15 protein-coding genes and 2 pseudogenes are annotated in these 21651 nt (G+C 48.0%); 13 read left to right on the top strand and 4 right to left on the bottom strand.

All coding sequences use genetic code 11. The annotated features are described in order from the left end of the window. Positions 1-66 precede the first annotated feature (66 nt). The 8 genes from ligA (at position 67) to NST20_RS14300 (ending at position 10302) form a co-directional block, all read left to right on the top strand. Positions 67-2073 carry an NAD-dependent DNA ligase LigA gene (gene ligA, locus NST20_RS14335; RefSeq protein ID WP_342399725.1) on the top strand — a complete coding sequence of 669 codons (2007 nt, stop codon included), beginning with the start codon at positions 67-69 and terminating at the stop codon, positions 2071-2073. A gap of 41 nt (positions 2074-2114) precedes the next feature. Beyond that, complete coding sequence (locus NST20_RS14330; protein ID WP_017552723.1) at positions 2115-3281, top strand: CamS family sex pheromone protein; 1167 nt, start codon at positions 2115-2117, stop codon at positions 3279-3281. A 172-nt stretch (positions 3282-3453) separates the two neighbouring features. Next, positions 3454-5049, top strand: a complete 1596-nt coding sequence (gene aceB, locus NST20_RS14325) for a malate synthase A (protein ID WP_029142033.1) — start codon at positions 3454-3456, stop codon at positions 5047-5049. A 217-nt stretch (positions 5050-5266) separates the two neighbouring features. Continuing rightward, positions 5267-6544, top strand: a complete 1278-nt coding sequence (aceA, locus tag NST20_RS14320; protein ID WP_029142032.1) for an isocitrate lyase — start codon at positions 5267-5269, stop codon at positions 6542-6544. Between the two features lie 244 nt (positions 6545-6788). Next, positions 6789-7079, top strand: coding sequence for an Asp-tRNA(Asn)/Glu-tRNA(Gln) amidotransferase subunit GatC (gene gatC / locus NST20_RS14315; RefSeq protein WP_013860580.1), 291 nt, complete (start codon positions 6789-6791; stop codon positions 7077-7079). 12 nt (positions 7080-7091) lie between these two features. Next, on the top strand, positions 7092-8549 hold the full coding sequence (gene gatA, locus NST20_RS14310; RefSeq protein ID WP_017552719.1) for an Asp-tRNA(Asn)/Glu-tRNA(Gln) amidotransferase subunit GatA: 1458 nt from the start codon (positions 7092-7094) through the stop codon (positions 8547-8549). 12 nt (positions 8550-8561) lie between these two features. Beyond that, positions 8562-9995, top strand: coding sequence for an Asp-tRNA(Asn)/Glu-tRNA(Gln) amidotransferase subunit GatB (gene gatB / locus NST20_RS14305; RefSeq protein WP_342399724.1), 1434 nt, complete (start codon positions 8562-8564; stop codon positions 9993-9995). A gap of 100 nt (positions 9996-10095) precedes the next feature. Next, positions 10096-10302, top strand: coding sequence for a hypothetical protein (locus NST20_RS14300; protein ID WP_029142031.1), 207 nt, complete (start codon positions 10096-10098; stop codon positions 10300-10302). Between the two features lie 244 nt (positions 10303-10546). Here the strand turns inward: NST20_RS14300 and NST20_RS14295 are convergent, their stop codons facing one another. Next, positions 10547-10993, bottom strand: coding sequence for a general stress protein (locus tag NST20_RS14295; protein WP_342399723.1), 447 nt, complete (start codon positions 10991-10993; stop codon positions 10547-10549). A 514-nt stretch (positions 10994-11507) separates the two neighbouring features. Between NST20_RS14295 and NST20_RS14290 the strand changes: the two genes are divergently transcribed. Both NST20_RS14290 and NST20_RS14285 read left to right on the top strand, forming a co-directional pair. Continuing rightward, on the top strand, positions 11508-12308 hold the full coding sequence (locus NST20_RS14290; RefSeq protein ID WP_342399722.1) for an arylamine N-acetyltransferase: 801 nt from the start codon (positions 11508-11510) through the stop codon (positions 12306-12308). 343 nt (positions 12309-12651) lie between these two features. Further along, positions 12652-13566 carry a diacylglycerol kinase gene (locus NST20_RS14285; RefSeq protein ID WP_061575004.1) on the top strand — a complete coding sequence of 305 codons (915 nt, stop codon included), beginning with the start codon at positions 12652-12654 and terminating at the stop codon, positions 13564-13566. Between the two features lie 276 nt (positions 13567-13842). Here the strand turns inward: NST20_RS14285 and putP are convergent. Beyond that, positions 13843-15279, bottom strand: a pseudogene (putP, locus tag NST20_RS14280) (sodium/proline symporter PutP). A gap of 233 nt (positions 15280-15512) precedes the next feature. Between putP and rlmD the strand changes: the two are divergent. Then, positions 15513-16886: a 23S rRNA (uracil(1939)-C(5))-methyltransferase RlmD gene (rlmD, locus tag NST20_RS14275; RefSeq protein WP_342399721.1), complete on the top strand. Its 1374-nt coding sequence runs from the start codon at positions 15513-15515 to the stop codon at positions 16884-16886. 296 nt (positions 16887-17182) lie between these two features. Here rlmD and NST20_RS14270 read toward each other — a convergent pair whose 3' ends face one another. Together NST20_RS14270 and NST20_RS14265 are read right to left on the bottom strand one after the other, a co-directional pair. Next, positions 17183-18646: a transposase gene (locus NST20_RS14270; RefSeq protein WP_342399478.1), complete on the bottom strand. Its 1464-nt coding sequence runs from the start codon at positions 18644-18646 to the stop codon at positions 17183-17185. A 784-nt stretch (positions 18647-19430) separates the two neighbouring features. After that, positions 19431-20654: an IS110 family transposase gene (locus NST20_RS14265; RefSeq protein WP_237349286.1), complete on the bottom strand. Its 1224-nt coding sequence runs from the start codon at positions 20652-20654 to the stop codon at positions 19431-19433. Between the two features lie 232 nt (positions 20655-20886). Here NST20_RS14265 and NST20_RS14260 point away from each other — a divergent pair, with 232 nt between their 5' ends. Both NST20_RS14260 and NST20_RS14255 read left to right on the top strand, forming a co-directional pair. Further along, complete coding sequence (locus NST20_RS14260) at positions 20887-21099, top strand: hypothetical protein (protein ID WP_342399720.1); 213 nt, start codon at positions 20887-20889, stop codon at positions 21097-21099. Beyond that, a pseudogene (locus tag NST20_RS14255) lies at positions 21065-21564 on the top strand (LURP-one-related family protein). Before NST20_RS14260 ends, NST20_RS14255 begins: the two are co-directional and overlap by 35 nt. Positions 21565-21651 lie beyond the last annotated feature (87 nt).

Genomic DNA, 21651 nt, shown 5'->3' with positions numbered 1-21651 from the left:
TCTGGACAACGAAAGGGACACAGGCGGCAAATGCCTCTTTTGCCCTGATGGAAAGGATTGTTGCACATGGATAATCACGCGGCAGCCGCCCGGGCAGCCGAACTGCGCAAACTGCTGAACCAGTACAGTTATGAATATTATGTGCTCGACCGCCCGAGCGTCCCGGATGCGGAATACGACAGGCTTTTGCGTGAACTGCAGGAGATCGAAAATGCGCTTCCGGAGTTGATCACGCCGGATTCACCAACGCAAAGGGTCGGAGGAGAACCTTTATCCGGATTTGCCAAAGTGGTCCATGATACACCGATGCTCAGTCTGGCAAATGCCTTTAACGAAGCCGACCTTCGCGATTTCGACCGCAGAGTCCGGGAGACGGCCGGCGATCCATATGAATACGTGTGCGAACTGAAAATCGACGGGCTGGCGATTTCGCTTAAATATGAGAATGGTTTATTCGTCCAAGGGTCCACAAGAGGGGACGGGACGATCGGTGAAGACATTACGGCCAACCTCAGAACCGTCCGCTCGATACCGCTCAGGCTGAATGAACCGGTCACCATCGAGGCGCGCGGGGAATGTTTTATGCCGAAAAAGTCTTTTGAGGCATTGAACCGTATCAAAGAAGAAAACGGGGAAGAACCGTTTGCCAATCCGCGCAATGCGGCAGCCGGCTCGCTCCGCCAGCTCGATCCGAAAATTGCGGCATCCCGGAACCTTGATACATTTATGTATGCGATCGGTGATACAACCGGGCTCGATATTGCCACCCATAGCGAAGGGCTTGCGTATTTGGAAAAGCTCGGCCTTAAGGTCAATAAAGAAACAAGGATATGCCGGGATATCGGGGAAGTGCTCGAATTTATCGCGGAATGGACGGAAAAACGGCCGGCCCTCCCGTATGAAATTGACGGCATTGTTATTAAGGTAAATGACTATGCCCAGCAAGCCGCCCTTGGCACAACGGTGAAAAGCCCGCGCTGGGCCATTGCTTACAAATTTCCTGCCGAAGAAGTAGTCACAAAACTGACCGGCATTGAAGTAAAAGTCGGCCGCACCGGGGTCGTCACGCCGACTGCGATACTGGATCCGGTAAGAGTGGCCGGAACAACCGTCCAGCGGGCCACGCTCCACAATGAAGATCTGATCCGCGAAAAAGATATCCGGATTGGGGACTATGTCATAGTAAAAAAAGCGGGCGACATCATTCCCGAAGTGGTCCGCCCGATTCCCGAACGGAGAACCGGCGAGGAGCGGGCATTTTCCATGCCGTCCCACTGCCCGGACTGCGGCAGCGAGCTTGTCCGGCTCGAAGATGAAGTGGCGCTCCGCTGCATTAACCCGAACTGCCCGGCGCAGATCCGCGAAGGGCTGATCCATTTCGTATCAAGGAATGCGATGAATATTGAAGGGCTGGGGGAAAAGGTCATCAGCCAGCTGTTCGCGCATGAATTGATCCACAATGTCGCGGATATTTACCGGCTGAAAAAAGAAGAACTGCTGCAATTGGAAAGAATGGGGGAAAAATCGGTTTCCAATTTGCTTGCCGCAATTGAAGCCTCAAAAAAGAATTCGCTGGAAAAATTGCTGTTCGGCCTCGGCATCCGCCATGTCGGCGCCAAAGCTGCGAAAATTTTAGCAGAGCATTTCGAAACAATGGAACGGCTGTCTGAAGCAACGCGTGAAGAACTGGAAGCCATACCCGATATTGGCGAAAAGATGGCGGATTCCATTGTTGCGTATTTTGAAAATGAAGAAGCGCTCGGCCTGGTCCGGGAATTGGCTGTGCTCGGGGTCAACATGGTTTATAAAGGCCCCAAACGTGCGGAAAAGCGCAATGCAGATTCGCCTTTTGCCGGAAAGACGGTCGTTTTAACCGGGAAACTGGTGAACTTGACCCGCAACGAAGCAAAAGAAAAACTGGAGGCGCTCGGGGCAAATGTGACCGGCAGCGTAAGCAAAAATACCGACCTTGTCATCGCCGGGGAAGATGCGGGCACAAAGCTGGCCAAAGCGGAACAGCTCGGCATTGAAGTATGGGATGAAGCAGCGTTTTTGGAACGGCTCAATTCATAAATGCAAGGGAAAGCGAGAAATCAAAAAGGTGGAAAGGCAGTATGAAAAAATGGTACCCCCTCATCATATCGATGGTTTTACTGGCTGGTTGTACACCGGGTTTCGGCTCGGATAACAAAGTGGTCCAGAAAAGCAACAATAAAAAAGAAACGTCCGTTGTTTCGAGTTACCAGATTTCCGACCAGTATTATAAAAATATTTACCCGTATAAAACGAGCAAATCGCGGGGGCTAGTTGTCAGCAACTTAAACACTTCGTATGATATCGAGGAATTTGAAACCGGCCTGATGCGGGTTGCGCAGAGAAATTACCCGCCGGATGACTATCTTTTTCAGGAAGGCCAGTATTTGACTTCCGACACCATTACAAAATGGCTGAACCGGAAATATACGGCAAACCAGTTGAAAAAGAAAGGCCTGAAAGAACAGGACAATGTCGGCTTGAATCCGGTGAATGATGGAAAAGGATCGGCAAAGCAGCAAAACGAGAAAAACCCGATTTATTTGGCGCAAATTCTCGAACAGGATTATTTAACAAAAGACAGCAAAGGGAACGTCAAACTGTCCGGCGTTGCCATCGGGCTTGCCCTGAACTCAGTTTATTACTATCAGACGGAAAAGTACGGTTCCACGTATGACGTCAATATTCCCCAAAAAACGTTAGACGAAAAAGGGAAGCAGATTGCATCGGAAGTCGTCCGGCGCCTGCGCAATATAAATGCATTGAAAAATGTCCCGATTACGGTCGGGCTGTACAAACAGCAGAGCAAGGATTCCGTGATTCCCGGAAACTATTTTGCTTACGCTACCGTTCCGGCAAACAGCACCTCTGCAGACGATTGGAAAAACATCAATGAAAAATATTATTTGTTCCCGTCCGACGATGCGGAAAAAGCTCATCGTGACGATGAGAAAACATTTGAGCATTTTAAAACGGACATTGAAGACTTTTTCCCGAATTATACCGGATGCATTGGCAGGGCAAGATACAGTGACGGGCAGCTTGCTGATTTAAGCATCGACATTCCGATCCAGTTTTACGGGCAGGCGGAAGTCATTGCTTTTACGCAATATGTCGCCGGCCTGGTGGTCAAAACATTCCCAGATTACGTCAATCTACAGGTGAGCATCACGGCCAACAATGAAGCAAAAGCGCTCATTGTAAGGAATTCAAAAGCAAAAGACCCAACCGTCCATATTTATAACTGAAAAAAGAGCAGATACATGAAAAATGTATCTGCTCTTTTTAGTATGTCACATTTCAAAAAAGGAAAACATTTTTTAAATTTTTTTCAAAAAAAGGCTACCATTTTTGAAAGTTCTGTTATATAATAAAAACATGCAAAACATACTGTATTATAACAAGAAAGGGAGTGCAGATATGGAGACCAAAGCACCAGGCATTACCGTAACGGGATCCATCCAGGACGGGTATGACGAAATATTGACCCCGGAAGCGCTGCAGTTTTTGGAACAGCTGGAGCGGCATTTCGGCGAAAGGCGGCGCGAACTGCTGGCCTACAGAAAAAAACGCGATGAAGAAATCAAGTCGGGCAAGCTTCCGCATTTTCTCGAAGAAACGGCCTCCATCCGCGAATCCGACTGGACCATTGCCCCGCTTCCCGAAGATTTGCAGGACAGGCGTGTGGAGATTACCGGGCCGGTTGACCGGAAAATGGTGATCAATGCTTTGAATTCAGGCGCAAAAATATTTATGGCCTGCTTTGAAGATGCCACTTCCCCGACGTGGGAGAATATCATTGAAGGCCAGATCCATCTCCGTGATGCGGTCAACCGGACGATTACGTTTACCGGCCCGAACGGAAAAGAATACAAGCTGGCCGATCATCCCGCTGTCTTAATTGTCAGGCCGCGCGGATGGCATTTGGAAGAGAAACATATTTTAGTAGACGGCAAACCCGTATCCGGCAGTTTAACAGATTTTGGGCTCTATTTCTTCCATAATGCCCGCAGGCTCCTTGAAAACGGCACAGGCCCGTACTTTTACCTGCCAAAAATGGAAAGCCATCTGGAGGCGCGCCTTTGGAATGATGTTTTTATCTTTGCGCAAAAGTATATCGGTATCCCGAAAGGCACCATTAAAGCAACTGTCCTGATTGAAACGATCATGGCTGCATTTGAAATGGACGAAATCCTGTATGAACTGAAAGAGCATTCGGCAGGCCTCAACTGCGGGCGCTGGGATTATATTTTCAGCTATATTAAAAAACTGCGCACCAATCCGCAGTTTATTACGCCGGACAGGTCTCTCGTCACCATGACGGTACCGTTTATGCGCGCTTATTCGCTTTTGACCATTAAGACGTGCCACCGCCGGAATGCGCCGGCAATCGGGGGAATGGCTGCGCAGATCCCAGTAAAAGACGACCCGGCAAAAAATGAAGAAGCCTTCCAAAAGGTGCGCGCCGATAAAGAGCGGGAAGCAAGAGACGGGCATGACGGCACCTGGGTCGCGCATCCGGGGCTTGTGCCGGTTGCCATGGAAGCATTTAACAAAGAAATGCCCGAGCCGAACCAAATCCATTCCGGCAAGCAGATGGATTTTACGGCAACGGCAGATGATCTGCTCGCTGTGCCGCAAGGGGAAATTACGGAAAAAGGCATCCGCGAAAACATTTATGCCGGCATCCAGTACATCGAATCCTGGCTCCGGGGGAGGGGCGCTGTGCCGATCTCGAACTTAATGGAAGATGCGGCGACGGCTGAAATTTCACGCACCCAGCTTTGGCACTGGATTCGCCATCCGAAAGGCGTGCTTGCAGATGGCAGAAAAGTGACGATTGAGCTATATGAACAAATCAAAGCGGAAGAACTGGAACGCATCCGCCGGGAAATCGGGGAGGAATATTACCGGGCCGGCCGTTTTGAAGAAGCAGTGGCCTTGTTTGACCGGCTTGTCAAAGAAGATGAATTTATTGAATTTTTAACCTTGCCGGCGTATGAACTGCTGGGCTGATAGAATGGCAATTTGACAATGAATGAACGCAACAAGGGGAGACGTGCAATGAAAGGCTCTTGAGCCATATAGAGAGGAATCGTGTGAATATCACAAATCGCTCTATATGTTAGCTGCTTTCGCCGCAGCTGTAACAAAGGGGAATCGTTTGAACCCCGAGGAAGCCTTATTTTGCCTGCGGCTTTACATTATATTGAAAAAATGGGAGGAATTTTTGATGGTAAACGAAAAAGCGCTTGAACTGAAACGAAGCTGGGAGAAAGATGAAAGGTGGCAGGGGATTGTCCGCCCGTATTCTCCGGAAGACGTGCTCAAACTGAGGGGTTCTGTTCAAATTGAATATACTTTGGCGCGCAGGGGGGCGGAAAAATTCTGGAACCTGCTGCATACGGAAGATTATATCCATGCATTGGGCGCACTCACGGGAAATCAGGCTGTCCAGCAGGTAAAGGCCGGATTGAAAGCCATTTATTTAAGCGGCTGGCAGGTTGCAGCTGATGCGAACCTGGCCGGGCAAATGTATCCGGACCAAAGCCTGTATCCGGCGAACAGCGTGCCGAATGTCGTCAAACGGATCAACCAGGCCTTGCAGCGCGCCGACCAGATCCACCATGCAGAAGGGGACGAACGGATTGATTGGTTTGCACCGATCGTTGCCGATGCAGAAGCCGGCTTTGGCGGCCCGTTAAACGTATTCGAACTGACAAAAGCGATGATCGAAGCGGGCGCCGCGTCTGTCCATCTTGAAGACCAGCTTTCTTCCGAGAAGAAATGCGGCCATTTGGGCGGCAAAGTGTTGCAGCCGACACAAACAGCCATCCGCCACTTGATTGCAGCCCGCCTTGCTGCTGATGTCATGGGCGTGCCGACCGTTATTATTGCCCGTACGGATGCAAATGCGGCAAATCTGATCACAAGCGATGTTGACCCGTATGATGCGCCATTTATCACCGGGGAACGGACAGCGGAAGGCTTTTACCGCACGCAGGCAGGCATAGACCAGGCGATTGCCCGCGGACTTGCTTATGCGCCATATGCCGATATGATCTGGTGCGAAACGAGCGAGCCGAATCTGGATGAAGCACGCCGGTTTGCAGAAGCGATCCATGAAAAATTCCCGGGCAAACTTTTGGCTTACAACTGCTCGCCGTCTTTCAACTGGAAGAAGAAACTTGATGACAAAACGATCGCGAACTTCCAGAAAGAAATTGCGCGCATGGGCTATAAATTCCAGTTCGTCACGCTTGCCGGCTTCCATGCCTTGAACCACAGCATGTTTGAACTGGCCCGCAACTACCGCGACCGCGGCATGGCGGCCTATTCCGAACTGCAGCAGGCAGAATTTGCGAACGAACAATATGGTTACACGGCAACACGCCATCAGCGCGAAGTCGGCACCGGCTATTTCGATGAAGTATCGATGGTCATCTCAGGCGGCACTTCTTCTACTACCGCACTTACAGGATCGACCGAGCAAGAACAATTCACCCATTAATGGGGACCCGTAAAACGGAGAGGCTGAAGCAGCTTCTCCGTTTTCTTTTTTGCAACCCCCGGCGCCCCCCTTGCTTAAGGGCGGGCTTTTCTGCTATGATCAATAGTATTGCAGGGTTCGATTCGCCCCATATGAACGGACAGTCAGGCCCCGCTTTCCGGGCCGTGCTGCGGGGCAATGAACTGCACGCCCGATTGGGTTCCACGTACAATTGATGCGACTTTTATAACGGAGGTGAAAGGCTATGCCTGATATTTCAAAAGAACAAGTCCAACACGTTGCCGACCTAGCGCGCCTTGAAATGAATGAGACGGAAACGGAGAAATTTGCGAAACAGCTGGGGGATATTATCCATTTTGCGGAATCATTAAATGAACTTGACACAACAGGGGTTCTGCCGACCACGCACGTGCTTGAAATCCGCAATGTCATGCGCGAAGATACGGTGGAAAAAGGACTGCCGCGCGAGCTTGTGTTGAAAAATGCGCCGGATACCCAGGACGGAATGATCCGTGTGCCGACAATCGTAGAATAAGGAGGGGAAAGCATGTCTTTATTTGACCATAAAATCTCGGAACTTCACGAGTTTTTACATAATAAGGAAGTTAAAGTTTCAGAACTTGTTGATGAAGCGTATCAAAAGATTTCAGAAACAGACGGCAAAGTGAAAGCTTTTTTAACATTGGATGAAGAACGGGCCCGCAAAACCGCAGCGGAACTGGACGGCAAAATCGGCTCGCCGGAAGCTGAAAATATGCTGTTCGGCATGCCGATCGGAATCAAGGATAATATTGTCACGAAAGATTTGCGGACAACCTGTGCTAGCAAAATCCTTGAAAACTTCGATCCCATTTATGATGCCACGGTCATGGAGAAATTACATAAGGAAAATACGATCACAATCGGCAAATTGAATATGGATGAGTTTGCGATGGGTTCGTCGACGGAAAATTCCGCATTCCAAATCACCCGCAACCCTTGGAACCTGGATACGGTGCCGGGCGGTTCTTCCGGCGGTTCGGCTGCAGCGGTGGCAGCGGGGGAAGTGCCGTTTGCGCTTGGATCTGATACAGGCGGTTCGATCCGCCAGCCGGCCGCATTTTGCGGGGTTGTCGGAATGAAGCCAACTTACGGGCGTGTTTCCCGTTTTGGCCTTGTCGCATTCGCCTCTTCTCTTGACCAGATCGGGCCGATTACCCGGACCGTGGAAGACAATGCCTATCTGTTACAGGCAATTTCCGGGCTTGACCGGCATGACTCCACTTCCGCCGATGTGGAAGTGCCGGATTATGTGGAGGCGCTCAAAGGCGATGTAAAAGGCTTGAAAATTGCCGTGCCGAAAGAATACTTAGGCGAAGGCGTCAGCGAAGAAGCGCGCCAGGCTGTTCTCGATGCCTTGAAAGTGCTGGAAAAGCTCGGCGCCACATGGGAAGAAGTGTCGCTGCCGCATTCGAAATACGGCGTGGCCGCCTATTATCTGCTTGCTTCATCCGAAGCGTCTTCCAACCTGGCCCGTTTTGACGGCGTCCGCTACGGCTACCGTTCGAAAAATGCAACCAGCCTCGAAGAATTATATAAAAAGACCCGTTCGGAAGGTTTCGGGGACGAAGTAAAACGCCGCATTATGCTCGGGACTTTTGCGCTAAGCGCGGGTTATTACGATGCGTACTACAAAAAAGCACAACAGGTCCGCACCCTGATCAAAAAAGACTTTGATGATGTGCTCGAAAAATATGATGTCATCATCGGGCCGACCACGCCGACTGCGGCCTTTAAAATCGGGGAAAAAATTGAAGACCCGTTAACAATGTATGCGAATGATATTTTAACCATTCCGGTCAACCTGGCAGGCGTCCCGGGGATCTCTCTTCCATGCGGGTTTGCAGGCGGGCTGCCATTAGGGCTGCAAATCATCGGGAAGCATTTTGACGAAAGCACTGTGTACCGCGTTGCCCATGCATTTGAACAGGCAACGGACTTCCATAACCAAAAACCGCAATTGTAAGGGGTGAAAAAGATGAATTTTGAAACAGTGATCGGGCTTGAAGTGCACGTTGAATTAAAAACCAATACAAAAATTTTCTCGCCGGCGCCTGCGCATTTCGGGGCAGAACCGAATACGAACACCAATGTCATCGATCTCGGCTATCCGGGCGTGCTTCCGGTACTGAATAAAAAAGTGGTTGACTACGCAATGAAGGCCGCAATGGCGCTGAACTGCGAAATTGCAACCGAAACGAAATTCGACCGGAAAAACTATTTTTACCCGGACAACCCGAAAGCTTATCAGATTTCCCAATTTGATAAACCGATCGGGAAAAACGGCTGGATTGAAATTGAAGTGGACGGCGTAAAGAAAAAGATCGGCATTACCCGCATCCATATGGAAGAAGATGCCGGGAAGCTGTTCCACGCGGCAAATGAAGGGTATTCTCTCGTCGATTTGAACCGCCAGGGCACGCCGCTTATTGAAATTGTCTCGGAACCGGATATCCGCACGCCGGAAGAAGCGTATGCCTATCTTGAAAAATTAAAATCCATCATTCAATATACTGGCGTTTCCGACTGCAAAATGGAAGAAGGATCGCTCCGCTGCGATGCCAATATTTCCATCCGTCCAATTGGGCAGGAAACATTCGGCACGAAAACTGAATTGAAAAACCTGAACTCGTTCAACTATGTGCGCAAAGGCCTGCAGTATGAGCAGGAACGCCAGAAACAAGTGCTGCTTGCAGGCGATGTGATCCAACAGGAAACGCGCCGTTTTGACGAAGCAACCGGCAAAACGATTCTGATGCGGGTGAAAGAAGGCTCGGACGATTACCGCTATTTCCCGGAACCGGACCTTGTGGATCTATATATTGATGACGCCTGGAAGGAACGGGTGCGCGCCGAAATTCCGGAACTGCCGGACGAACGGAAAAAGCGTTACACAGAAGAACTCGGGCTCCCTGCTTATGATGCCATGGTGCTCACGCTCACGAAAGAAATGTCCGATTTTTTTGAAGCGACGATCGCAGCCGGCGCCGATGCAAAACAGGCATCGAACTGGCTGATGGGCGAAGTGTCCGCTTACTTGAATTCAGCCCAGAAAGAACTGCATGATATTGCGCTTACACCGGAAAGCCTTGCCGGCATGATCAAATTGATCGAAAACGGCACGCTCTCTTCAAAATTGGCGAAGAAGGTTTTCCGCGAACTGGTCGAAAAAGGCGGCGACCCGGAAAAAATCGTCAAGGAAAAAGGGCTTGTGCAAATTTCTGATGAAGGCGAGCTTTTAAAGATTGTGACAGAAGTACTGGATAAAAATGGACAATCCATTATTGACTATAAAAACGGTAAAGACCGGGCGCTCGGCTTTTTGGTCGGGCAGGTCATGAAAGCGACAAAAGGGCAGGCCAACCCGCCGATTGTCAATAAACTGCTGATCCAGGAAATGAATAAACGGTAATTTTTCAAAAAAGCGGTGCGCCCCACCGCTTTTTTGTTTTAAAATGCGGAGATCGGGTATATAACGAAAGGGTGAAATTGACGATAGGAGGCTGCAAACAATGTGTGATCGCCTATTTGAACTGACAACCACGTGTGCATATTGTTTGAGAAAAGCCGGCAAAGAAATTGATGCTGTTTATCCGGTGTATGACTGGAAAACAAACAAACTGCTCGGTTATTATTGCAAAAAACATTTTTTAAAAGTGAAAATCCGGAATTTGATCGAAGAAACCGTTGAAAAACAGGCAAATCCGGTAGAAGCTTAAAATACCTGCGATACAGTTGCCAGTTGAATAGAAGGTTGAATGCATAAAAAGAGCGGGCAAAATGGATGCCGGCTCTTTTTATGTAAGCACATCCAAAATGAATATCTTTTCAAAATGTACTGCCAAATCCGGCGGGCTGTGCTATAATAATGATGACAATTGGAGAAAAAGAAAGAGAGTGCGAACAACGGCAAAAAACCGGTTCAGCGTGCGGGCTGAACCGGTTTGGGTGAAATCATTCCTCTTAATCTTCACCGTTGTTTTTCGCTCTTGCGTTACCGCCTTTTTCTCCGATTTCCTGATAGAATTCTTTGTCATGGCTGTCAGCAGTGGCTTCTCCGCCTTTTTTGCCAATTTCCTGATAGAATTCTTTATCATGATTTTCCGCTGTAGATTCTCCGCCTTTTTTGCCGATTTCCTGATAGAATTCTTTGTCGTGGCTGTCAGCAGTAGATTCCCCGCCCTTTTTGCCGATATCTTGATAGAATTCCTTGCCATGTTTTTCGGCAGTGGTTTCTCCGCCTTTTTTGCCGATATCTTGATAGAATTCCTTGCCATGTTTTTCGGCAGTGGTTTCTCCGCCTTTTTTGCCGATTTCCTGATAGAATTCTTTATCGTGGCTGTCAGCAGTAGCTTCTCCGCCTTTGCGACCTGCTTCTTCTACTGTCATTTTTTTATCTTTGTCTGCCATTCAAAATCTCTCCTTTGTTCGGTGATTGTGAATATCGCTTACGGCAACATATATACCACCGTCCAGCAGGAATAAACTTCAACTAAAAAATAATAGACAAAAATGGAATCATCTTTAAGCAGCGCCCGGCCGGAAAACGTTGCAAAAACGGACATGCATCCTTTGGGAGGCCGGAACCCGGGATGGGGGCAAATTGTCTTTTTTGAATGGTTCAAAAAAGCAAATTGTCCTTTAGACAAAAGAGGGTCTCAATTTTATTTTTGAAATATTCAAAAAACGTTGGGGTTCCGGACGTGCTGTCCTTTAAAAGGTTTTAAAAGAGGCCTGGATCTGAACCCGAAAGGAGATGGAACTTGCAAGCTGCGCGTCTAGTACCGAAACGTTTATAATAGAATGGAGGATTGCAAGCCGGGCCTGCCGGTCACTTTTTTTCATCGCTGTTGTTGCGAAAAAAAGGTTTTTCTATGCCGGGGAGCGAAAAGAACGGATAAAGCACTTGAAAGGGGAAAGGAAAATGGAAGAACAGGTGGAGGCTTATTTGAATTACTTAAAGCTTGAACATGAAGAGCCGGGGCTGAATTTTTTGCAGCGGCTCATCCAGCACCATCTTTCTTGTGTCCCCTATGAAACGTTCAGCAAGTTTCATTACTTCCGTGAGGGGATTTACATACCTCCGTTTGAGACTTTTGTGGAGCATTTATGGGAAAAAGGATGGGGCGGCACCTGTTTTACATTAAACATCAATTTTGCGCGGCTGTTGCGCAGCCTCGGTTTTCAATGCTCCTTTGTGCGTGTGGTGCCCGGCCATGTTGCGCTGATGGTTTTATTGAACGGAAAAAAACTGTATGTGGATGTCGGCTACGGCTCCCCGATCATGAAGCCGGTTGAACTTGAATCAAAACGGCGCTACGTGCTCCACGGTTTTGGCGAAGACATCATTTTTACGCAGCTTGAGCCCGGCCGTTACGAAATCGACCGCCGTTCCAACGGGAAATCTTTTGTGAAAAAAACGATTGAGTGGCTGCCGCTTACGGAAGACGATTTGAAAGAAGATATCCGTGCATCTTACCTTGACGACAACGCCAACCAGACGATGCGCAGGGTGACCGCCGTGCGCTTCAACGGGCGGGAATGCTACTATTTGCGCGACCGCTCATTAAAGATTATGAACTACCGCAATATCCGCGAGTTGCACATGCGGGACTTCGGCCGCTGGAAAGATACCATCGGGGAAGTGTACCAGATCGGCGAAGATGCTTTGCTGGAAACGATTCAATTTCTGGATGAGCGCGGCATCCGGTTGTTCAGCCGGTGATGATGCGCAAGTATGGAGAGTTTTAGGGTGCACGCACAAATCATCCGTGCCTGCACGTTCCCTTTTCTTGAACCACATAAGGCAGCCCCCACGAACACGGCAGCCGAAAAGGCGCCTTTTTGCAGCCAAGGCGCACACCGCACCGCGCTGTTAGTGGATTTTTTTCCAAAAAAGTTGTATGATAATTCAGTGGATGCATGAAGGATTTGCCCCATGCAGAAAGAACGGACAACATATCGATCAGTTTCCCTATCCGGATCTGTTTTGGGGAAACTGTCCTTTGCCTGCACGAAACGGGATTACATAATACGCATGTACATCAACATAAATAAGGATGATGCGAATGAAACGAGCAAGAATCATATATAACCCGACTTCCGGCCGTGAAGCGTTTAAGCGCCATCTCCCGGATGTGCTGCAAAAATTAGAGCTGGCCGGATATGAAACATCCTGCCATGCCACAACCGGCGCCGGCGATGCCATCAAAGCGGCAAGGAAAGCGGTTGAACGCAAGTATGATATTGTCGTGGCAGCCGGCGGGGACGGCACGATCAACGAAGTCGTCAACGGCATTGCCGAACAGGATTACCGGCCGAAACTCGGCGTCATCCCAATGGGTACGACAAATGATTTTGCGCGCGCACTGCAAATCCCGCGTGATGTGCAGGCGGCAACGGAAATTATCGTAAAAGGCGATACCCTTCCGGTTGATATCGGGAAAATGAATGAGAAATATTTTATCAATATCGGAGGCGGCGGGCGGCTCACGGAACTGACATATGATGTGCCAAGCCGGCTGAAGACGATGCTCGGCCAGCTCGCTTATTATTTAAAAGGAATTGAAATGCTGCCTTCGATCCGCGCGACCCAGATGACGATTGAATATGACGGGAAGCTGTTTGAAGGCGAAGCGATGATGTTTTTAATTGGCCTGACGAATTCCATCGGCGGTTTTGAAAAACTTGCTCCGGACTCTTCGATCAATGACGGCCTGTTTACATTAATGATTTTAAAAAAAACGAACCTGGCCGAGTTCATTCGGGCTGTTACCCTTGCGCTGCGCGGCGAACATCTGAATGACCCGAACGTCATTTACACCTCCGCCAGCCGCGTAAAAGTTCATTCGCCGGATAAAATTTTATTAAATCTGGACGGCGAACTCGGCGGAGAAGCCCCTGCCGTTTTTGAAAACTTGTACCGCCATCTCGAAGTCTTTGCGCCGCTTGACAAAATCCGCCCGCAAGACAGGGTTGACTGACAAAAGAACGGGAAGCGGGCTTTTGTGAAAACACTGTCATCCTGGGTTTTTAGCACCAACCGCCTTGGTGAAAAGACCGGAAAGCAGTCCCAGATTTTGGAAATCTGAGCCATCTCTGATTGGAAATAATGCCTGTAGGACAAGATTAAACGCCGGAAGCATACACGCAGACTGCCGGCGTTTTTTAAATCTGTAGTCCAACCCGGCATTTTGTGCAACCCCTGCTCCATTGAAAAAGCCGGAAGCAGTATAAAAAGCTTCCGACGTTTTTTACAATCAACTTTCCTTTTTCATTGCGGAAAGGCTGTCGTTAAATTCTTCTTCGATGCCCGCATGGTGTTTGTAGGTTGCGATGCTGACAATCATGCTGATAATCAGGTTAAAGGCAAATCCCGGTACCATGGAGTATAATTTGGCATCCAGGCCGGACACGGTCCAGACTATCACTGTCACGGCACCTACAATCATACCGAAAAGGGCACCCCAGTGGTTCATCTTGCGCCAGAACAGGCTCAAAAAGATCACCGGCCCGAATGATGCGCCAAACCCGGCCCATGCATAGCTGACGAGCTGCAAAATGGTGGAATCGCGGTTTAAAGCAAGCAGCGCGGCGGCAACAGAAACGACAAGCACCGCGAGCCTGCCGAAAAATACCAACTCTTTATCCGAAGCATTGCGGCGGAAGAAGAGCTTATACAGATCTTCTGTCAGCGCACTTGAAGTGACAAGCAGCTGGGATGAGATGGTGCTCATAATCGCCGCAAGCACTGCTGCCAGCACAAATCCGGCAATGAGCGGATGGAATAAAATCTGCCCAAGCTGGATAAAAACCGTTTCCGGATTATCCAATTTATGGCCGGGCTGATGGAAATAAGCGATCCCGATCAGCGCAGTAAGGGATGTGCCGATCAGCGATAAAATCATCCAGCTGATCCCGATTCTGCGCGCGCTTTTTGTTTCTTTTACCGATTTAATTGCCATGAAACGGACAATAATATGCGGCTGGCCGACATAGCCGAGCCCTCACGCGAGCGCGGAAATGATCCCCAATGCCGTTGTCCCTTTAAAAAAGTCAAGCAAATCCGGATTGATCGATTTCACGGTATGGAAGGTTTCAACTGGCCCGCCCGTTTTGGTAAAAGCGACAATCGGCACGAGCACGAGTGCGATGACCATGATCAGCCCCTGGACAAAATCAGTCCATGAAACAGCGAGAAATCCGCCGAAAAGCGTGTACAGTACAACCACGCCCGCCACGATGACCAACCCTACATAATAGGACGTATGGAATGAGTTTTCAAAAAAGACGGCTCCGGATACCATCCCAGAAGAAACATAAAGCGTGAAGAAAATTAAAATGACAAGTGCGGAAACAAGCCGCAGCATTTTGGTCGGGTCTTTAAAACGGTTTTCAAGATAAGAAGGGATCGTTATGGAATCACCGGCCACCTTTGTATAGGAGCGGAGACGCGGTGCCACAAGCCGCCAGTTTAAATATGCCCCGATCGTCAACCCGATCGCAATCCATGCATCGGCAAGCCCGGTCAGATAAATGCCCCCCGGCAATCCCATCAACAGCCAGCCGCTCATATCAGCAGCGCCTGCGCTTAAAGCGGCAACAGCAGGGCCGAGCGAACGACCGCCGAGCATATAATCATCGAGGTTGCTCGTCCGCCGGTAAGCCACCCAGCCGATCCAGAGCATCAGCACCATATAAATGGCGATGGAAATCATTTTTAATGTTTGATCACTCAAGAAGCGTTTCCCCCTTTGTTTTTGGTCCTTTCAACAACATTTTATCATCATAATATCTGTTTAATAAAGGTGTATTTTTAAAACCGGCCGAATATTCAAGAAAACAGTCTGCGGCAACGGATTGTTTTTCGCATTCAAGGCCGCTATATGTTAAAATTTCCGTAGCCATTAAGACGAAAAGGAAGACAGCCATGAAAATAACATTACCGGTCCAAAAGAACGAAGAAATAGAGGTTGTTTTTGAAGATTTGACGCATGACGGCGCAGGGGTAGCGAAGGTGGACGGCTACCCGCTGTTTATTAAAAACGGCCTGCCGGGGGAGAAAGCTCGTATTAAAGTCATCAAAGCCAACAAGAACTACGGGATCGGCCGCCTCCTTGAGCTGTACGAAAAGAGCCCGTACCGTGTCGATATCCCGAAAGAAGAGGCGCCGAAATACGGCGGCTGCCAGCTTGCGCATATAAGCTATACCGGCCAGCTCAAGTACAAGGAAAATCAGGTGCGTCAGGCACTTGCCCGGATTGGGAAAATTGAAGGCGCCAGCATCCACCCGATTATCGGCATGGACAACCCGTGGCATTACCGGAACAAAGCCCAGGTGCCGGTCGGCGAAAAAGACGGAAAACTTGTAGCCGGCTTTTTCAAACCGAGAACCCATGAAATACTCGATGCCGATGAGAGCGTAATCCAGCTTCCGGCGGTAAACGAAGCTGTCCGGGCAGTAAAAGAAATCTGCCGGGAACTTCGCATCCCGGCTTACGACGAAGAACATCACAGCGGCGTCCTCCGCCACATCATGGCGCGTTACGGGAGGGAGACCGGCGAGCTGATGGTCGTGCTGATCACGAGAACAGCGGAACTGCCGCACCAGAAAAAACTCGTGGATGCGATTGTGTCGCGCCTGAAACAGGTGAAGTCAATCGTGCACAACGTCAACCCGAGGCGCACAAACGTGATTTTGGGGGAGAGAACCAAAGTACTGTGGGGAAATGAGGCCATTTACGATAAAATCGGGGATGTGAAATTCGCCATCTCCGCGCTTTCTTTTTACCAAGTCAACCCCGTCCAGACAAAGGTGCTTTATGATAAAGCCCTTGAATACGCGGGTTTGAACGGCAACGAGTCGGTGATTGACGCCTATTGCGGTATCGGCACGATCTCACTGTTTTTGGCGCAAAAAGCCCGCAAAGTGTTCGGAGTCGAAGTCGTTCCGGAAGCGATTGAAGATGCAAAGCGAAATGCGGCGCTCAACGGTATCACGAATGTGGAGTTTGAAGCGGGCACAGCGGAAACGGTCATCCCAAAATGGTACGAGGCAGGCAACAAGGCAGATGTCTTAGTGGTTGACCCGCCGCGCAAAGGCTGTGACGAAGCCCTGCTCAAAACCATCCTGGAGATGAAACCGCAAAAAGTCGTCTACGTCTCCTGCAACCCGGCAACATTGGCAAGAGACTTGCGGTTCCTGGAAACGGGAGGATACCGTACAGTGGAAGTACAGCCTGTTGACATGTTTCCGCATACGACACATGTGGAAGTCGTCACAAAATTGCTGTTTGGGATGTAGAATAATATAAAACATTTCCCATTCAGACCCGGATTTCATTTTCGATTTCTGGGTCTTTTTCATATTAAGAGCCTCTGCCAAAATAAAAATATACCCTTGAGCGAGGCTCTGGAAAATTAATTATCCCGGTTTTTTTGCCTTTTCATCCAGATTTTCAATTCAATAGAAGTAAAACGGTCATTTTCCTTCAAAAAAAGGGCATACGTATCCCGCCTTCACAAAATGGGTTTTTTTCACTACCCTTTGTGGAAAGGAAACGCTCATTTTATTTATTCACATATCCACCTGTGAATAACTTAATTTGCTCTTTGCAGCCGATTGCGTGTCCATCCACAATTGGCCTTTCCTGTCTGATGGTACGCCATATTTGCCATGATGTGCATAGATATCATGCATCGATCTACATGAGCTTCAACTGCCTGTTTCCCACGCTTGTGAACACGACGGAGACTGTATCCGTCTTTTAGAATGCCAAAGATTCTTTCGATGATCGTCCTGGCACTATATAACACTTCAAATGTGCGCCCATGTTGAGGCAACTCGACATCTACTTGAGGCGTTTGATCAAAGTCTATCCTAAATACTCTTCCTTGTGCTGCCCCATTACAACATTCCGCGTGATTCGCTAGCGGGCAGGTGAGACCTTCTTGCTTGGCATTTGGATGAAATACAGGACAAGTGTAAATATATTGCCCCTTTTCCCGATCAGATCCTCTAAGTTCCATTTTATGCCCACTGATACAGATGGGAGTGCCGTACCGGTTGATTTTTTCAATCCCTCGGGCGGTAGTTGGTTTATCTTTACGGTTCCGTGGATTGATCGGTGCCACCAATTTCGCCTGTAATACATCCTTTGTCACTTTTTGATTTTCCGGCGTTTGGTAGATTCCATCTGCCAGGATAAAGCTCAACTGCTCAGCCATCTCGGGGTGCTCTGTCTTAAACGTTTCCAATGTCGGTTCTAATGTTTTCCCATCGGGTGTATTTCCTTTAAATACTTCCCGCGTCAAAGGCAAACCGGATCTCACCCCGCATACCATTGATAATTTATGCGCAATATAGGAGACTGCATTACTTTTACGCATTACCCCTACATTGTCGTCCGTAAGGACTCTGGGGCAATCGCAATTACCCTCACAAGAACACGTCTTCCTTGTTTTATTCAAGGTTGCTTCTGCCTCTATATGCGATGTATCCACGGCGGCTGCTTCCTCATTCGTTTCAACCACGCCTTCCCCTTTATTATATTCAACAACCAATAGCCGGGCTTTTTCCCAAAGACCATTTGTTGTCATGATTTGATCAAAACGAGCAAAGGAACGGTAGCTCGGAATTTTCTCCGTAAATCCACACATGGTGGCAAATAGCGGGTTTGATTTCACTTGCAAATAGACACTCTCCACCATCACTTCAATATACTGTAAAGAGGCCAGTTCAAAAGCACGAAAAAAGGGCATGAAAGGATGCGGTTTTCTCCCTGCGGGAGAGGGACGAAATAATGAAGACGCAGACTTGTCTTCTTCCTCCGTTATTGAAAATAGTGCCGGTTGTATTTCATTAGAAGGATCATGTGCTCTTTCATTTTTTAGGTGCAAATATAAAAGGGTGTAGTATTCTCGTTCAATCGGCTTAAAAATCTCCCATGGGAAACACATGGCTGGAATGACAAATGGTATATCGGCATAGTCTTGCCAATTGTGGGGAATCAAATTTTGTTGTATTGAAAAGTCTCTGGTTTGTGTTAGAATAGAAATAGTCATGAAATCACTCCCTGGATATTTGGTCGTACTTATATCTTAACAAAGGAGTGGCTTTCATGGCTCTTTTTTTTCAAAAAAAATCATCCTTTTCCGTTTTACAATATTTACCACAGGAATGAGTAGCTTAATCTATTGAAACCCGCCCAAAACCGACCAAAGTGGAAAAATTTAGACACTTATAATAAATAAATTTACCCCATTAAAATCAAAAACTCACAATTTATTTTTACATTTGTCATAATGTTCCTACAAACGTCTTTTTTCTTTAGTGGAATAAATCAACGACCTTTAATTGTCTGACTGCTTACAGTTTCAGGGGATATAGCATTTTGGCAAGGGCTCTAAATTACGATGTCTCTTTCGATTACTTTTCCTACAATATCTTATCGAATTATTTTTTGTGCAAAAGGAATGTCTTGAGCCTTTGTAACTTCAGGGCTAGGAAACAGAATAACAAGGTTTAGTGCATTTTATATAGTGTCCAAAGACTATTAAACAAACGAGCATTTAATTTAACTTCTATATTCAAGATTATTTTTCTATTCTAGTACAAACAGCCATGTCAACCCATTGGTGGATTCGGTATAATGTGAGAGAATAGAATCATAAAAAATTCCTTTAAAATAAAGTCCTACGGTGTGATGTCAAGGGTTAAAAACAAGTGAATTGGAAATTTTGTTGGCTCTATGTCATAAAAATGGCAATACTGAACTAAGCCTCCAGATAATTGGAATAATCTGGAAGTTTTCAAGTTCAGGCTATCGATGATGGTTACCTGGTTACCTCATCGCGTCACCTTCTTTTTCGGCGCATAAATTTGATCGTTGCGGAGCAGCGCATCGATCAGGCGCACCAGTTTTCTTGCCGTTAAGACGAGGGCGCGTTTGTGTGAGTGCTTATGCACCTCACGATATTTCTTTTGGTAAAAGGCGCGGTACTCAGGTTCGTGTCGCCGGACCAGATTGGCAGCCTCAACCAGGTAATACCGGAGATAACGATTGCCTGTACGCGCAAGCATTTTGTCATCAGCCTCAAAATCACCCGATTGGTGGCGGGGCCAGAACAATCCGGCAAATTTTGCGATCGCGGCTTGGTCGTCAAAGCGCTCAATGTCGCCGATTTCAGCGAGAATCCCAGCACAGCTCACCGGGCCTATTCCCGGAATGGTCTGGAGGGTATTCGGGATTCCATCAAGAACGCGGGCAATCGCCTTATCCAAATCCTTGATTTGGCGTTTAAGATGCCGGATGATCTCAATAGAACTGCCCAGGACCAAGTCAATCGAATCCTCCACACATTTAGAAAGCCGGTAAGAGGACCGGGCAGCTTTTTGGATGGATGCGGCCAAATCCTCGGGATCGCTAAAGCGGCCATGGCCTTTGGTCTGGAGATACATCGCTAAGTCCTCCAGAGGCATTTGGGCAATTTCATCGAGGCTATAGGCCTCAAGCAAAAATTCCGTTATGGCATGGCCGAAGACCGATGTATCCACTTCAAGGTTAAAGGCACTGAATTTGAAAAACAGATGATTCAAAAATACCTGTTGTTCCCGGGTTAAACTTTGAATCAGGTGATAGCGCATCCGTGTTAACCGTTGAAGGGCAAGGTATTGTTCTGACTGAATCACGGATTTCGGCAATCTCCCGAAACGCAAGCGGTCCGCAATTACCCAGGCATCTTTGGGATCGGTCTTGTCCATCTCGGCATAAGCCTTTTTGAAATTTCTCACCAGCTTCGGATTCAGGGTAAACACCTTTGTACGACGCTGTTTCAGCTCGGGATCTTCATGGAAAAACATTGCCGGGTGCCAACTATACACAGATGTGGCCTCCATGGCGATCTGGATGGTGTCATCCGCCTCCGCATGTTGGAGGATGGTGTCTCTTAACTCAGAGGCACCGGGAAGATTGTTTGTCACCGTTTGGGTGGCTAACGTTTCCCCCATTCCATCCATCAGGCAGGCATCGAGGTTTTTGGAGCTCACGTCAATACCGACAAATAAGGGCATATGATTTCCTCCTCTCTGTATTGGGATCGATGGAATCGGACGCTTCGGGATATCCCCAGATGGCTTGCCGATCTGTCAGCCTCGCGTATGAGAACTCATCCGGGCCGTGGGCTGCCTGGAACTGCTCATTTCCAGCACGGAGATCCGGAGGAACGGCCTACGGGTTAGACGTTCAAGCAAGAACCTGGGGATGCAGACTTTTCGAGTAGTCAGGCTACAAGGAGGGGAAGCATTGACCCAAACGATCCTAAGACCATTATCCGGGAACATCGCGAAGCGTCCAAGTCCGAACTTGTATTCCGGGCTCGCCCGGAATACAAAATCTTATATTCACTTGTCAATGAGCAGCAGAATGAACTGGAAATTGACATCCACTTTGGATTTAAACTTATTATACGAGGAGGACGGGTATGAAGCAGCTATATATGAAGCAGAAGGTTTTTAGTTTAAGCGGCAAATTTACGGTCAAGGATCAACAGGAACGAGATGTTTATTATGTTGAGGGCAGCTTTTTGCAAATCCCTAAGACGTTCTCGATTATGAATACAAAACGAGAGGAAGTCGCGCTTATTACGAAAAAGGCGTTTAGCTTTCTTCCAAAGTTTATTGTCGAGGTAAATGGACGAGAAGTGTTAACAATAAAGAAAGAGCTATCCTTCTTTAAGGCACGCTATACGATTGATGCGGCAGGAATTGAAGTGCGTGGGAATTGGCTGGATATGGATTTTGAAGTGTTGCGGCACGGTGAGAAGTGGTCGGTAAAGTTAGTAAGGAATGGTTTACTTGGGGCGATAGTTACAAAATTCAAATCTTAAAAGAAGAAATGGAAACGATTCTCATAGCTATCGTTGTCGCCATCGATTGTGTAAAGGCTGATCAGGCAGCTGCAAACTCGCCAGCAACATATTAAAGGGAAAAGTGACACTTTAATCACTCTGGGTATCACACCCTTTTTTTAAACTTATGGTTTGCACATACACATTTCCATAGATTTGAC

Origin of the sequence: Weizmannia sp. FSL W8-0676 (assembly GCF_038593015.1) — a bacterium.
GTDB classification, from domain to species: Bacteria; Bacillota; Bacilli; order Bacillales; family Bacillaceae_C; genus Weizmannia; species Weizmannia coagulans.
The sequence above is the reverse complement of the archived record's forward strand: the minus strand, read 5'-3'. Positions and strand labels throughout refer to the sequence as shown.